This is a genomic window from Streptomyces hyaluromycini, from assembly GCF_002217755.1.
GTDB lineage: Bacteria > Actinomycetota > Actinomycetes > Streptomycetales > Streptomycetaceae > Streptomyces > Streptomyces hyaluromycini.
Genome location: NZ_BCFL01000021.1, coordinates 378,557 through 392,520, shown reverse-complemented (window position 1 = coordinate 392,520; position 13,964 = coordinate 378,557). Strand labels below are relative to the sequence as shown.

Sequence of the window (13,964 nt, the reverse complement as noted above, 5' to 3'; positions counted from 1 at the left end):
AAACCATCGCATCGCGCGGAACGTTACCGTATCGCGATCAGATGACTACTTCGACGCCCTCGCCGGGTGGTTTACCTGACACCCGTTCGGATTCCAGCGCCTGCTGAAGGATGATCACAGCGGCTGCCTGGTCGATGACCGAGCGGCCCTTCTTGGATTTCACCCCCGAGGCGCGCAGTCCCTGACTGGCCGTCACGGTCGTCATCCGCTCGTCGACCAGCCGGACCGGCACCGGCTCGATGCCCTTGGCCAGCTCCTGAGCGAAGGCCCGCACCTTGACGGCGGCCGGGCCCTCGCCCCCCTTGAGGGAGCGCGGGAGTCCGACGACGACCTCGATCGGCTCGTATTCCTCGACCAGTTGCCGCAGCCGGCGATGGGCCGCCGGGATGTCCCGGCCGGGGACGGTCTCGACCGGGGTGGCGAGGATCCCGTCGGGGTCGCACGAGGCGACCCCGATCCGGGCGTCCCCGACGTCGATCGCGAGTCGACGTCCTCTGCGCATTTCCGACCGTTTCCTTACTTGGCGGTGTCGTCGACGAGGCGCTCGACGGCGTCGATGGCCTCACCGACGGCGGCCGGGTTCTGGCCGCCGCCCTGGGCGACGTCCGGCTTGCCGCCACCGCCGCCGCCGAGGGTCTTGGCGGCGGTGCGAACCAGGTCACCGGCCTTCAGGCCGCGGTCGCGGGCGGCGTCGTTGGTGGCGATGACCGTGAGCGGCTTGCCGTTGTTGACCGTGAACAGGGCGACCACGGCGGCGCGTCCGCCCTGGATGCGGCCGCGCACGTCGAGGACCAGCTTGCGCAGGTCGTCCGGGGTGGTGCCGTCCGGGACCTGCCCGGTGACGACGGCGATCCCGCGGACGTCCTTGGCGGACTCGACGAGACCGGCGGCGGCCTGCAGCACCTTCTCCGCGCGGAACTTCTCGATCTCCTTCTCGGCGTCCTTCAGCTTGCCGAGCATGGCGGAGACCTTCTCCGGGAGCTCCTCCGGGCGGCCCTTGATCAGCTCCTGGAGCTGGGCGACGACCGTGTGCTCACGGGCCAGGAAGTTGTAGGCGTCGACGCCGACGAGGGCCTCGATACGGCGCACGCCCGACCCGATCGAGGATTCGCCGAGCAGCTTCACCAGGCCCAGCTGGGAGGTGTTGTGGACGTGGGTGCCGCCGCACAGCTCCTTGGAAAAGTCGCCGATGGTCACCACGCGGACCCGCTCGCCGTACTTCTCGCCGAACTCGGCGATGGCGCCCTGCTTCTTGGCCTCGTCGATGCCCATGATGTCGGCGCGCACGTCGAGGTCGCGGGCGAGCACCTCGTTGATCTTCTGCTCGACGTCGGTCATCACGGCCGTCGGGACGGCGGACGGCGAGCCGAAGTCGAAGCGGAAGCGGCCGGGCTGGTTCTCGGAACCGGCCTGGGCGGCCGTCGGGCCGAGGGCGTCGCGCAGCGCCTGGTGGGTGAGGTGGGTGGCCGAGTGGGCACGGGCGATGGCGGTCCGGCGACGGGAGTCGATCGAGGCGTGGGCCTTGGCGCCCACCGTCACCTCGCCGACCTGGACGACGCCCTTGTGGACGTAGACGCCCGGGACCGGCTTCTGGGTGTCGCGGATCTCGATGACGGCACCGGTGTCGACCCTGATCCGGCCGGTGTCGCCGATCTGGCCGCCGCCCTCGGCGTAGAACGGGGTGCGGTCCAGGACGATCTCGACCTCGTCGCCCTCGCCGGCGGCCGGGGAGGAGACGCCGTCGACGAGGATGCCGACGATCGTGGTCTCGCCCTCGGTGTCGGAGTAGCCGATGAAGTCGGTCTCGCCGGTCTTGTCGGCGATCTCGCGGTAGGCGCCGGCGCCGGCGTGGCCGGTCTTCTTGGCCTGGGCGTCGGCCTTGGCGCGGTCCCGCTGCTCCTTCATCAGGCGGCGGAAGCCGTCCTCGTCCACGGCGAGGCCCTGTTCGGCGGCCATCTCCAGGGTGAGGTCGATCGGGAAGCCCCAGGTGTCGTGGAGCAGGAAGGCCTTGTCGCCGGCGAGGACCGTGCCACCGGCGCCCTTGGTCTCGGTGACGGCGGTGTCGAGGATGTTGGTGCCGGCCTTCAGCGTCTTGAGGAAGGCGTTCTCCTCGGCGACGGCGACCTTCTCGATGCGCTCGCGGTCGGTGACCAGCTCCGGGTACTGCTGGCCCATCATCCGGATCACGGTGTCGATCAGGTCGAGGACCACCGGGCCGGTGGCGCCGAGCAGGCGCATGTTCCGGATGGCGCGGCGCATGATGCGGCGCAGCACGTAGCCGCGGCCCTCGTTGCCCGGGGTGACGCCGTCGCCGATCAGCATGGTGGCCGTCCGCATGTGGTCGGTGACCACGCGGAGGGAGACGTCCGAGTCGTGGGCGTCGCCGTAGCGGACGCCGGTCAGCTCGGTGGCCTTCTCGATGACCGCCATGGAGGTGTCGATCTCGTACATGTTCTGCACGCCCTGCAGAATCATGGCGAGACGCTCCAGGCCGAGGCCCGTGTCGATGTTCTTGCTGGGCAGCTCGCCGAGGATCTCGAAGTTGTCCTTGCCGATGCCCTCGCCGCGCTCGTACTGCATGAAGACCAGGTTCCAGATCTCCACGTACCGCTCGTCGTTGACGGCCGGGCCGCCCTCGACGCCGAACTCGGGGCCGCGGTCGTAGTTGATCTCGGAACACGGGCCGCAGGGGCCGGGGACGCCCATGGACCAGTAGTTGTCCTTCATGCCGAGGCGCTGGATGCGCTCCTTCGGCACGCCGACGACCTCGTGCCAGATGCGCTCGGCCTCGTCGTCGTCCTTGTAGACGGTGATCCAGAGCCGGTCCGGCTCCAGGCCGTAACCACCCTTGTCCTGGGGCGTGGTGAGCAGCTCCCAGGCGTACTTGATGGCGCCTTCCTTGAAGTAGTCGCCGAAGGAGAAGTTGCCGCACATCTGGAAGAAGGTGCCGTGGCGGGTGGTCTTGCCGACCTCTTCGATGTCGGGGGTGCGCACGCACTTCTGCACGCTGGTGGCGCGCGCCCACGGCGGCTTGACCTCACCGAGGAAGTACGGCTTGAAGGGCACCATGCCGGCCGGGACGAGGAGCAGAGTCGGGTCGTCCGCGATGAGCGACGCCGAAGGGACGACGGTGTGACCGCGCTCCTCGTAGAAGCTCAGCCAGCGGCGGCGAATCTCGGCCGACTCCATCAGTGGTCCTCATTCCGGTTGTACGAGTACGTCGTCCTGTCATCGGCGTACTTCGGGTTGGTGCGGTTCTCGATGGCGGCGAACCGCCGGGGCGCGGGGAGTTCGGGGTCCGCGTTGATGCCCAGCGCGTCGCCCAGCTCTTCCTCCCGCCGGGCCATGTTGTCGCGCACGTCGAGCGCGAAGCCGACCGCCCGGTCCTTGATCCGGTGGCCGGTCTCCAGCGCCTTGTTCGCGGCGGTCGCGGCGAGGCTCTCCGGGGTCAGCTGCCTCAGCTTGCGGTTGACCTTGGTGGTGGCCCAGACACCGGCGGCGACACCGGTGGTGAACCAGAACGTACGGCGGAACATATGGCCTGGCTCCTACTTTCCCCGGTTCTTCCGCCGTGCGGCCGGGACCGTCCGGCCCACGATCACGGTACGCCTGGGCTCCTTCACGGGCACGTCCGCCTTGCGGCCGGCCAGCGCCCTGCGCACGCCGTAGCCGAAGGCTGCGACCTTGACCAGCGGGCCGCCGAAGGTGGAGGCGACGGTGGTGGACAGCGCGGAGGCGTTGGACGTGACCTCCTGGACGTCGGAGGCGATCGCGTCGACCCGGTCGATCTGGGTCTGCGCGGAGCGTACGGCCGCGGAGGCGTCGGCGAGCAGCGGGACGGCCTGGTCGGTCACGTCCGCCACGAGCTTGGTGGTCGCCTTGAGCGTCTGGGCCAGCCTCACTAGAGCCACCGCGAGGAAGGAGACCAGGATCGCCCAGAAGACGGCCACCAGGATCCCGGCCACCTCTCCACCGGACACTGCGCGCACCCGCTCCCTGAAACGTGCCTGAACATCGAAAAGTCTGCACCGAGCCTATCGCGCCGGGGGTGGGACTCCGTACCGGATTACCGCGCGCGGAAGGCGGAGTTGCGGGAAGCGATTGTACGGACCGAACACGGTTAAGTACGCTCCGTGTCCCATGCGAGGTCCTCAGCGCCCCGGCTCTTCGGCGGACGGCAATCTGCCCCTGGAACTGACCGCCTTCGTGGGCCGCTCGGCCGAACTCGGCGAGCTGTCCCGGGCCCTGGAGTCCGGCCGGCTGGTGACGGTGACCGGGGCCGGCGGGGTCGGCAAGTCCCGGCTCGCGGTCCGGGCGGCGGCCGGCGCGGCGCCCCGGGACGGGGTGTGGCGGGTGGAGCTGGCGCTGGTGCGCGACCCGGAGTTCGTGGACTACGCGGTCGTGGAGGCCCTCGGCCTGACCGACCACACCACCCGGCTGCCGCGCGAGACGCTGCTCGGGCATCTGGCGGGCCGCAGGATCCTCCTGGTCCTCGACGGGTTCGAGCATCTGGTCGACACGTGCGCGGAACTGGTGGCCGAGCTGCTGCGGCAGTTGCCGGACCTGGCCGTGCTGGCGGTGGGCCGGCGGCCGCTCGGGGTGGCGGGCGAGCGGCTGTTCCCGCTGGCGCCGCTCGGCGAGGACGAGGCGGTGGAGCTGTTCGCCGAGCGTGCCGGGCGGCAGGGGCTGGACGTGCGGGACTGCGCGGAGGTGCGGGAGGTGTGCCGGCGCCTGGACGGGATCCCGCTGGCCGTCGAGCTGGCGGTGGGGCGGCTGCGGGCGCTGTCGCCGGGGCAGTTGCTGGAGCGGCTCGACGACCGGTTCCGGCTGCTGACCGGTGGCGGGCAGGACGCGCTCCCCCGGCACCGGACGCTGCGCACGGCGATCGGCTGGAGCCATGAACTGTGCACGCCCGCCGAGCGGTTGCTGTGGGCGCGGCTGTCGGTGTTCACGCAGACCTTCGACCTGGAGGCCGCCGAGTACGTGTGCAGCGGGGACGGGCTGGCGTCCGAGGAGGTCCTGGACGTGCTGGCGGAGCTGCTCGCCCAGTCGGTGGTGTCCCGTGAGGAGGCGGGGTCGGGCGTGCGCTACCGGATGCTCGACACCGTGCGGGCGTACGGCGCCGACTGGCTTGCGGCGACGGGGGACGCGGGGCGGCTCCGGCGCCGGCACCGGGACTGGTTCATGGGGCTGGCGACCTGGTGCGAGCTGGAGTGGTTCTCGCCCCGGCAGGGCGAGGTGGCCACCCGGGTCGAGGCCGAGCTGCCGAACCTGCGGGCGGCTCTGGACCACTGCCTGACCGAGCCGGACGAGGCGCATCTGGGCCAGTATCTGGCGGGCTCGCTGTGGTTCTACTGGGCGGGCTGCGGACGGCTCTCGGAGGGGCGGCGCTGGCTGGAGCGGAGTCTGGAGCTGGACTCGGAGTATCCGCAGTCCCGGCTGAAGGCGTTGTGGGTGCTCGGCTATGTGGCGATCCTGCAGGGCGACGCGGTGCCCGCGCTGGCCGCGCTCCAGGAGTGCCGTGAGGAGGCCGAGCTGGCCGCCGATCCGACGGCGGTGGCGTACGCGGAGCACCGCACCGGCTGTCTGGCCCTGGTCACGGATGACATGGCGCGCGCGGAAACGCTGCTGCGCGCGGCCCTCGACCGCTACCAGCAGATCGGTGAGCTCAACAGCAATGTCCTGATGGGTCAGGTCGAGCTGGCGATGACCAGGGCGTTCCTCGGCGATCTGCCGGACGCGGTACGGCTGTGCGAGGACGTGCGCCGGGTCTGCGAGGACCACGGCGAGCGGTGGGCCCGCTCGTACGCCCTGTACGTGCTGGCGTACGCGGCCTGGCAGGACGGCGATCACGCGGCCGCCCGGGAGCTGCTGACCGACTGCCTGGGCCATGCGCACGGTTTCCGGGACCTGCTCGGCTCGGTTCTGTCGATCGAGCTCCTTGCCCTGGTGACGGTGGCGCAGGGCGATCCGGCGGAGGCGGCGGTGCTGCAGGGCGCGGCCGGGCGGATGTGGCCCTCGGTGGGCCTGCCGCTGTTCGGCTCGGCGTACTACAACGCCCCGCACGAGCTGTGCGAGGCGACGGCCCGGCGGGCGCTGGGCGACGAGCGGTACGCGGAGTGCGTACGGCAGGGGGCCGGGCTGGACCGGGAGGCGGCGGTGGCCCGGGCGCTGGAGTACTTCGGGGTACGGCCGCTGGACGCGCTGCCCGCGCCGCGCGGGCCGGTACGGCAGCGGCGGGAGGGCACCGACATGCGGAAGCCCGCCGCCTCGCCCACCCGGAAGGGCGGGGAGACGGCGGGCTGACGCTGAGGTGCTACACCCGGCCGGTGATCAGCGGGCGTAGTACTCGACGACGAGCTGCTCGTCGCAGATGACCGGAACTTCCTTGCGGTTCGGCTCGCGGTCCAGGCGGAAGGCCAGGGCGCGGAGGTTCACCTGCAGGTAGCGGGGGGTCTCGCCGTCGGGGGCGAAGCCACCCTCACGGGCGATCTGGAAGAGCGTCTTGTCCTTCGAGCGGTCGCGGACCTGGATGACGTCGTCCGGACGCACGCGGTAGGACGGCTTGTCGACCTTCTGGCCGTTGACCTGGATGTGGCCGTGCACGACCATCTGGCGGGCCTGGTAGATCGTGCGGGCGATGCCCGAACGCAGGACCAGCGCGTCGAGGCGGCGCTCCAGCTCGATGATCAGGGCCTCACCGGTCTTGCCCTGCACCTTGGAGGCACGCTCGTAGGCGCGGACGAGCTGGCGCTCGGACACGTCGTACTGCGCGCGCAGACGCTGCTTCTCCAGCAGACGGACCTTGTAGTCCGAGTTCTGCTTGCGGCCGCGGCCGTGCTCACCCGGCGGGTAGGGGCGGGCCTCGAAGTACTTGACGGCCTTCGGGGTCAGCGCGATGCCGAGGGCACGCGACTTCTTGACCTTGGGGCGGGACTGGTTCGCCACTGTCTCTTTCTTCCTTCTGATATTCGGCTTGTCAGGGTTGAGGGAGGTCGCAATCCGCAGCCGGGGAAACCCGCCGGAACCCGTTGCCGGGCCTGGTGGGCAGCCGCTCCCCTGGTCTGGGCACATACGTGCAGCACGCGAGTGGCCCACCGACCGGTCCCGCCGTGCGGCGGATGGTGGTGGGCTGCCCGCGACACCGATCGACGGTGCGCGACGCTCCTGGATCCCCCTGACGGGGGTTCCGGCCGACTGTCCCGCTCTGACTGCGCGGGACTCGGCGCTTCGAGCGATTCTACAGGCTGCTCAGGACCGCCTGCGACCGAGGTGCTTCCTGGTCCACTCGACGGCGTCGGCATATCGGGCCTCGGCGCCGTGCCGGGTCGGGGTGTAGTACTCGCGGTCCCTGACGGTGTCCGGGGCGTACTGCTGCTCGGCGATGCCCTCGGGCAGGTCGTGCGGGTACACGTACCCCTGCGCGTGCCCCAGCTTGGCGGCGCCCTTGTAGTGCCCGTCGCGCAGGTGCGGGGGCACCTGGCCGGCCAGGCCCCTGCGGACGTCCTCCATGGCGGCGCCGATCGCGGTGGTCGCCGAGTTGGACTTGGGGGCCAGGGCGAGGGCGATGGTGGCGTGGCTGAGGGTGAGGGCGGCCTCGGGGAAGCCGATCATGGCGACGGCCTGGGCGGCGGCCACGGCTATGGGCAGGGCGCCCGGGTCGGCGAGGCCGATGTCCTCGCTCGCCGAGATCATCAGGCGGCGGGCGATGAAGCGGGGGTCCTCGCCGGCCTCGATCATGCGGGCCAGGTAGTGCAGGGCCGCGTCCACGTCGGAGCCCCGGATGGACTTGATGAGGGCGCTGGCGACGTCGTAGTGCTGGTCGCCGTCGCGGTCGTACTTCACCGCGGCCCGGTCGACGACCTCCTCCAGGGTCTGCAGGCCGATCTCCTGCTCGCCCTTGTCGAGGGCGGCCCCGGCGGCGGCCTCCAGGGCGGTCAGCGCGCGGCGGGCGTCGCCGCCGGCGATGCGCAGCAGGTGCTCCTCGGTGTCCCCGGGGAGGGTGACGGCCTCCTTGAGGCCCCGCTCGTCGGTGAGGGCCCGGCGCAGGAGCCCGCGGACGTCCTCGTCGGTGAGCGGTTCGAGGGTGAGGAGCAGGGAGCGGGACAGGAGCGGGGAGATCACCGAGAAGTACGGGTTCTCGGTGGTCGCGGCGATCAGGGTGACCCAGCGGTTCTCGACGGCCGGCAGCAGGGAGTCCTGCTGGGCCTTGCTGAAGCGGTGGATCTCGTCGAGGAAGAGGACGGTCTCCTTGCCGTATCCCCCGGTGGCGCGGCGGGCGCCGTCGATGACCGCGCGGACCTCCTTGACGCCGGCGGTGATCGCGGAGAGCTCCACGAACCGCTTGTCGGTCGCCTTGGAGACGACGTACGCGAGGGTCGTCTTGCCGGTGCCGGGCGGTCCCCAGAGGATCACGGACGACGGTCCGGCGGGGCCGCCGGAACCCGCGCCGACCAGTCTGCGCAGCGGGGATCCCGGCTTCAGCAGATGCTGCTGGCCCACCACCTCGTCGAGGGTGCGCGGGCGCATCCGCACCGCCAGGGGGCTCCCGGTCGGGTCCTTCTCCTGGCGTTCTTCTGCGGCGGCGGTGAACAGGTCGGGTTCCACGCTGAAACCCTAAGTCACGGCACTGACAATCCCGCCCGGGCGGTCGGCGGCCCCGGTGGTCAGCTGGTCCAGAAGTCCCACCAGCGGGTCAGGATCAGCATGCCGATGATGCCGATGTGCAGGACCGGCAGCACCCAGGTGAACTCGCCGAAGAAGGACTTCAGCCAGTTCGGGGCCGGCAGGAAGCCCTTGCGGATGTTGAAGGAGGTCACGTACCAGAACATGGTGATCGTGGCGACCCAGGCCAGCGAGCACCACAGGCAGAGCGCGTTGATCCGGTACAGGGACTGGAACTGCAGCCAGGTGCAGAAGGCCACGCCGAAGAGGGTGCCGAAGTTGAAGGTCAGCCAGTACCAGCGCGGGAAGCGGGCGCGGGCCAGCAGGCTCATGCCGACGCAGATGACGATGCCGTAGCAGACCAGACCGAGCATCGGGTTCGGGAAGCCGAAGGCGGCGGCCTGCTTGGACTCCATGACGCTGCCGCAGGAGACCACCGGGTTGAGGCTGCACCCGGGGGTGAACGTCTTGCCCTCGACCTTGGCTTCCAGCAGCTTGAACTTGTCGATCGTGATGACCCAGGCGGCCAGCAGTCCGGCGGCGCCGGTGATGATCAGCAGCAGCGCGAAGGCGAGACTGCCGCCCTCGGTGCGCGGCGCCGCGGAGGCGTTCTCGTTCTCGGGCTCGGGCTCGGGCTCGGTGGAGACGTCCTTGACTGTCGTCTTGCTCATCACGCCGATTCCGTCTGTTTGAGAGTTGGAACTTCTTCGTACAGGGGCCATTGTGCCGCACGAGGCGCCCTGTCCACCGTTCGGTGGGCATAAGGAAGTACGCACGATCGTCCCGGAGAGTTCGGTTCCGGCCGATGCCGGGGGCACACGCGCGTGGCGTCCCGGGTGGGCAGCGTCCGGCAGGGGGAACCAGCACCCGCCGAGTTGACGGTCCGCCCCCTGCCGGCCCCTCACCGGCGGCTCAGCCCAGCCGGGACTCCAGCTCCGCCACGATCTCGTTCACGCCCACCGCCGACTGCTCGCCGGACTCCATGTCCTTCAGCTGGACGACGCCCTCGGCGAGGTCCCGTTCGCCGGCGACGATCGTGTAGCGGGCGCCGCTGCGGTTGGCGTTCTTCATGGCGCCCTTGAGTCCCTTGGCGCCGTAGGAGAAGTCCGCCGCGACGCCGGCCCGGCGAAGCTCCGTGACCTTCGCGAAGAGGACGCGACGCGCCTCCTCGCCGAGCGGTACCGCGAAGACGCTGGTGGCGGACGGGATGTCGAGCTCGATGCCCTCCGCCTCCAGGGCCAGCACCGTGCGGTCGACGCCCAGCGCCCAGCCGACGGACGGGAGCGCCGGGCCGCCGATCATCTCGGAGAGGCCGTCGTAGCGGCCGCCGCCGCCCACCGCGGACTGGGAGCCCAGACCGTCGTGGACGAACTCGAAGGTGGTGCGGGTGTAGTAGTCGAGGCCGCGGACCAGCTTCGGGTCGTCCTCGAAGGAGACGCCCGCGGCCGTGATCAGCTCGCGGACCTCCTCGTGGTACGCCTTGCAGGCGTCGCAGAGGTAGTCGCGCAGGAGAGGGGCGTCGCCCAGTTGCTTCTGGACCGACTCCCGCTTGTCGTCCAGGACGCGCAGGGGGTTGATCTCGGCCCGGCGCAGGGTGTCCTCGTCCAGGTCCAGGCCCCGCAGGAAGTCCTGGAGGGCCGCGCGGTACACCGGACGGCACTCCTTGTCGCCCAGGCTGTTGAGCAGGATGCGGAAGTTGCTCAGGCCCAGCGAGCGGTACGCCTGGTCGGCCAGGATGATCAGCTCGGCGTCCAGGGCCGGGTCCTCGGCACCGATCGCCTCGGCACCGACCTGCGAGAAGTGGCGGTAACGGCCCTTCTGCGGGCGCTCGTAGCGGTAGTACGAGCCGGAGTACCAGAGCTTGACGGGCAGGTTTCCGGCCTTGTGGAGGTTGGCCTCCAGAGCCGCGCGCAGGACGGAGGCGGTGCCCTCGGGGCGCAGCGCCAGCCGGTCGCCGCCCTTGGTCTCGAAGGCGTACATCTCCTTGGTGACGATGTCGGTGGACTCGCCGACACCGCGCGCGAAGAGCTCGACGTTCTCGAAGCCCGGGGTCTCGATGTAGCCGTAGCCGGAGTTGCGCAGCGGGGCGGCGATCGCCTCGCGGACGGCCAGGTACGTGGCGCTGTCCGGCGGGATCAGGTCGTACGTGCCCTTGGGGGCCTGAAAGGTGCTCACGGAAGTTCTCGTCACATTCCTCGTCGGGGAGCGTCGGCTTGCGCTCCCTGGCCGGCGGCCACCTGCCGCAGATAGGGGTTGGTGGCGCGCTCCTGGCCGATGGTCGTCTGGGGGCCGTGGCCGGACAGCACCACGGTGGAGTCGTCGAGCGGCAGGCACACGCGGGCCAGCGACAGCAGCATGTCGTCCATGGAGCCGCCCGGCAGGTCCGTGCGTCCGATGGAGCCGGCGAAGAGCAGATCGCCCGAGAAGAAGACCGAGGGGATCTCGGCCGTCTCCGGCATCTGGAAGGTCACCGACCCCCTGGTATGGCCCGGCGCGTGCGCGACGGAGAACTCCAGTCCGGCCAGCGCGAGTCCCGCGCCGTCGGTCAGTTCCCTCACCTCGTCCGGCTCCCCCACCGTCAGCTCGCCCATCAGCGGCATGCCGATGGACCGGCCGAGCGCCTTCTCGGGGTCGCTCATCATGTACCGGTCCTCGGGGTGGATCCAGGCCGGTACGTCGTGCGCTCCGCACACGGGGACGACCGAGGCCACGTGGTCGATGTGGCCGTGGGTGAGGACGACGGCGACGGGCTTGAGCCGATGCTTCTTCAGTGCTTCCTCGACGCCTTCGGCGGCCTGGTGGCCGGGGTCGATGATCACGCACTCCTCACCGGCGGCGGGGGCGACGAGATAACAGTTCGTCCCCCAGGCCCCGGCGGGGAACCCGGCAATGAGCACGATCGTCCTTCGTTGTATCGATTCGGGTGGCCACAAGCTGTGGTCCAGAGCCTACCGGCGCTGCCGTTTCCTCAGCGAACCCATATACGGTACGGGGCTACACGCAGTGGTCGGCTCACACAGCGCACAGGACGCACGCGTACCGGTCGACATATACGACACGTATGAGGAGAGAACCCGGTGGTCACCCAGGAGCAGCGGCGGCGTCAGCTCGCCCGGGAGAAGTTCTTGCGGCAGCAGCAGCGGCGTACCAGCGCACGTCGCAAGTCACGCATGCGCAACTCCGTGATCGCGTCTGTGCTCGGCGTGATCGTGATCGGCAGCGTCGCGCTGTACACGACCGGCGTGCTGAAGAACGACGACAAGGCGAACGCCAGCTCGGAGACGACGCCCAGCGCCACGCCCAGCGCCAGCAAGGCGCCGGACCCGTGCGAGAAGGCCGCCGCCGGCAAGGTGCAGAAGCTGAGCTGGAAGAAGGAGCCGGCGATGACGATCGACACGTCCGCCGCCTACACGCTCAAACTGGCGACGACGTGCGGTGACATCGGCATCGCGCTGAAGACGTCGGCGGCCCCGCACACCGTGAACACGTTCAACTTCCTTGCGTCGAAGGGCTACTTCGACCACACGAAGTGCCACCGGCTCACCACCAACGGCATCTACGTGCTGCAGTGCGGCGACCCGACGGGCACCGGAAGCGGCGGCCCCGGGTACACGATCCCCGACGAGAACCTGAAGGACAAAAGCCTGAAGGGCGGTGTCTACCCGGCGGGTACGGTCGCGATGGCCAACACGGGCCAGAAGCACACCGGTGGCAGCCAGTTCTTCCTCGTCTACCAGGACAGCCAGCTGCCTGCGAGCTACACCCCGTTCGGCACGGTGGACGCGGCCGGACTGAAGGTCCTGAAGAAAATCGCCGCCGCGGGTGAGAGCACCGGTCAGGGTGACGGAGCCCCGAACGCAACGGTCGTGATCAACAAGGCCACGGTCACGAAATCCTGACCACCAACTGCGAAATTTCGGTCGCGCGGGATGCGGACAGGCAACCCGCCGGTCGCCTATGTTGGCCGTGACGAAACTGTGGACGATGCCCGGGGGCGCTGAGGCCCCTCGCGGGCATCATGTGGAGGAGGCGCTGTGAGCAGCGACCCGTGGGGCCGCGTCGACGAGACGGGGACCGTGTACGTGCGTACGGCCGACGGCGAGCAGGTCGTCGGTTCCTGGCAGGCCGGCTCCCCTGATGAGGCGCTGGCCTACTTCGAGCGCAAGTACGAGGGCCTGGTTGTCGAGATCGGCCTCCTCGAAAAGCGAGTACAGACCACCGACCTGTCCGCGAAGGACGCCCAGGTCGCCATCGACCACCTGCGCGAGCAGGTGGAGGCGCACCACGCGGTCGGTGATCTGGAGGCCCTGCGGACCCGGCTCGGCGATCTGGTGAAGACCGTCGAGTCGCGTCGCGAGGAGCGTCGGGCACAGCGTGCCAAGCAGTCCGACGAGGCCCGGCAGGCCAAGGAGGACCTGGTCGTCGAGGCCGAGCAGCTGGCCCAGTCCGACCAGTGGCGGGCGGCCGGTGAGCGGCTGCGGTCCCTGGTGGACACCTGGAAGGGCCTGCCGCGTCTCGACCGCAAGTCGGACGACGAGCTGTGGCACCGCTTCTCGCACGCCCGGTCGGCGTTCTCCAAGCGGCGCAAGGCGCACTTCGCGCAGCTCGACGCGCAGCGCGAGGACGCCCGCAAGGCCAAGGAGAAGCTGGTCGCCGAGGCCGAGTCGCTGTCGGACTCGACGGACTGGGGTCCCACGGCCGCGCGTTACCGCGAGCTGATGTCGGAGTGGAAGGCCGCCGGCCGTGCCCAGCGCGAGCACGAGGACGACCTGTGGAACCGCTTCCGCGGTGCCCAGGACGTGTTCTTCGCGGCGCGCGGGTCCGCCTTCGCCGACCGGGACGCGGAGCAGACCGAGAACCTGAAGCTGAAGGAGGAGCTGGCCGCCGAGGCCGAGAAGCTCCTGCCGATCGGCGACCTGAAGACCGCGCGGTCCGCCTTCCGCTCGATCAACGAGCGGTGGGAGGCCATCGGGCACGTCCCGCGCGACGCGCGTCCGAAGGTCGAGGGCCGGATGCACACGGTCGACCGGGCCATCCAGGAGGCCGAGGAGGCCGAGTGGCGGCGGACCAACCCGGAGGCACGCGCGCGTGCCGCGGGTCTGACCGGCCAGCTGCAGGCCGCCGTGGACAAGCTGGGGGCGCAGATCGAGCAGGCCCGCGCCCAGGGCAACGCGTCGAAGGCGGAGAAGCTGGAGCGTGAGCTGGAGGGCCGCCAGGCGCTCCTGGAACAGGCCCTGAAGGGCCTGCAGGAGTTCGGCGGCTGAGTTTCCCCCCGACACCGAGAGGGGCCCCGTACACGG

General features: G+C 70.3%; 12 protein-coding genes. 3 read left to right on the top strand and 9 right to left on the bottom strand.

All coding sequences use genetic code 11. From position 1 onward, the window contains the following. Nucleotides 1–37 precede the first annotated feature (37 nt). Genes ruvX through SSP29_RS26150 form a run of 4 tightly spaced genes read right to left on the bottom strand, consistent with a single transcriptional unit; the run spans nt 38 to nt 3,989 of the window. The gene (gene ruvX / locus SSP29_RS26165) at nt 38–502 is read right to left on the bottom strand and encodes a Holliday junction resolvase RuvX (protein ID WP_089103244.1); all 465 of its coding nucleotides are present in this window, start codon (nt 500–502) and stop codon (nt 38–40) included. A 14-nt stretch (nt 503–516) separates the two neighbouring features. Then, nucleotides 517–3,189 (bottom strand): alanine--tRNA ligase, encoded by a 2,673-nt coding sequence (gene alaS, locus SSP29_RS26160; protein WP_089103243.1) that lies wholly within the window; start codon nt 3,187–3,189, stop codon nt 517–519. Next, nucleotides 3,189–3,536, bottom strand: coding sequence for a hypothetical protein (locus tag SSP29_RS26155; protein WP_089103242.1), 348 nt, complete (start codon nt 3,534–3,536; stop codon nt 3,189–3,191). The genes alaS and SSP29_RS26155 overlap by 1 nt, the downstream gene beginning before the upstream one ends. A gap of 12 nt (nt 3,537–3,548) precedes the next feature. Beyond that, complete coding sequence (locus SSP29_RS26150; protein ID WP_089103241.1) at nt 3,549–3,989, bottom strand: DUF948 domain-containing protein; 441 nt, start codon at nt 3,987–3,989, stop codon at nt 3,549–3,551. Between the two features lie 151 nt (nt 3,990–4,140). Here SSP29_RS26150 and SSP29_RS26145 point away from each other — a divergent pair, with 151 nt between their 5' ends. Further along, nucleotides 4,141–6,306 (top strand): ATP-binding protein, encoded by a 2,166-nt coding sequence (locus tag SSP29_RS26145; protein WP_150134929.1) that lies wholly within the window; start codon nt 4,141–4,143, stop codon nt 6,304–6,306. 27 nt (nt 6,307–6,333) lie between these two features. Here the strand turns inward: SSP29_RS26145 and rpsD are convergent, their stop codons facing one another. From rpsD to SSP29_RS26120, 5 genes are all read right to left on the bottom strand, one after another. After that, nucleotides 6,334–6,948: a 30S ribosomal protein S4 gene (gene rpsD, locus SSP29_RS26140; RefSeq protein ID WP_089103239.1), complete on the bottom strand. Its 615-nt coding sequence runs from the start codon at nt 6,946–6,948 to the stop codon at nt 6,334–6,336. Nucleotides 6,949–7,251: 303 nt separating this feature from the next. After that, nucleotides 7,252–8,607 (bottom strand): replication-associated recombination protein A, encoded by a 1,356-nt coding sequence (locus SSP29_RS26135; protein WP_089103238.1) that lies wholly within the window; start codon nt 8,605–8,607, stop codon nt 7,252–7,254. Nucleotides 8,608–8,666: 59 nt separating this feature from the next. Next, the gene (locus tag SSP29_RS26130) at nt 8,667–9,335 is read right to left on the bottom strand and encodes a vitamin K epoxide reductase family protein (protein ID WP_089103237.1); all 669 of its coding nucleotides are present in this window, start codon (nt 9,333–9,335) and stop codon (nt 8,667–8,669) included. 241 nt (nt 9,336–9,576) lie between these two features. After that, nucleotides 9,577–10,839, bottom strand: a complete 1,263-nt coding sequence (gene hisS, locus SSP29_RS26125) for a histidine--tRNA ligase (RefSeq protein WP_089103236.1) — start codon at nt 10,837–10,839, stop codon at nt 9,577–9,579. An 11-nt stretch (nt 10,840–10,850) separates the two neighbouring features. After that, on the bottom strand, nt 10,851–11,561 hold the full coding sequence (locus SSP29_RS26120; protein ID WP_089103235.1) for an MBL fold metallo-hydrolase: 711 nt from the start codon (nt 11,559–11,561) through the stop codon (nt 10,851–10,853). A gap of 180 nt (nt 11,562–11,741) precedes the next feature. Here SSP29_RS26120 and SSP29_RS26115 point away from each other — a divergent pair, with 180 nt between their 5' ends. Together SSP29_RS26115 and SSP29_RS26110 are read left to right on the top strand one after the other, a co-directional pair. After that, nucleotides 11,742–12,563, top strand: coding sequence for a peptidylprolyl isomerase (locus tag SSP29_RS26115; RefSeq protein ID WP_089103234.1), 822 nt, complete (start codon nt 11,742–11,744; stop codon nt 12,561–12,563). Between the two features lie 135 nt (nt 12,564–12,698). Further along, nucleotides 12,699–13,928, top strand: a complete 1,230-nt coding sequence (locus tag SSP29_RS26110) for a DUF349 domain-containing protein (RefSeq protein ID WP_089103233.1) — start codon at nt 12,699–12,701, stop codon at nt 13,926–13,928. The last annotated feature ends 36 nt before the right edge of the window (nt 13,929–13,964 follow it).